The 313-nt window shown below is 63.6% G+C and carries 1 protein-coding gene; it reads left to right on the top strand.

Annotated features, from left to right (window positions below; all coding sequences use genetic code 11):
* Positions 1-313, top strand: a 313-nt coding sequence (locus tag V5P19_RS23225) for a phage tail length tape measure family protein (protein ID WP_334407883.1), incomplete at both ends; no start/stop codon positions are given.

The following is a 313-nucleotide window of genomic DNA, read 5'->3' as shown; positions in this document are numbered from 1 at the left end:
TGCGTATGCTGCCTGCACAGTTCACCGACGTGGCCACGCAGCTTGCAGGCGGGCAAAGTCCGTGGCTGATCCTGCTGCAACAGGGGGGGCAGGTGAAGGACTCCTTCGGCGGGATGATCCCCATGTTCAGGGGGCTTGCCGGTGCGATCACCCTGCCGATGGTGGGGGCCACCTCGCTGGCGGTGGCGACCGGTGCGCTGGCGTATGCCTGGTATCAGGGCAACTCAACCCTGTCCGATTTCAACAAAACGCTGGTCCTTTCCGGCAATCAGGCGGGACTGACGGCAGATCGTATGCTGGTCCTGTCCAGAGC

Origin of the sequence: Enterobacter sp. UNJFSC 003 (assembly GCF_036903355.1) — a bacterium.
Classification (GTDB): domain Bacteria; phylum Pseudomonadota; class Gammaproteobacteria; order Enterobacterales; family Enterobacteriaceae; genus Enterobacter.
The sequence above is the reverse complement of the archived record's forward strand: the minus strand, read 5'-3'. Positions and strand labels throughout refer to the sequence as shown.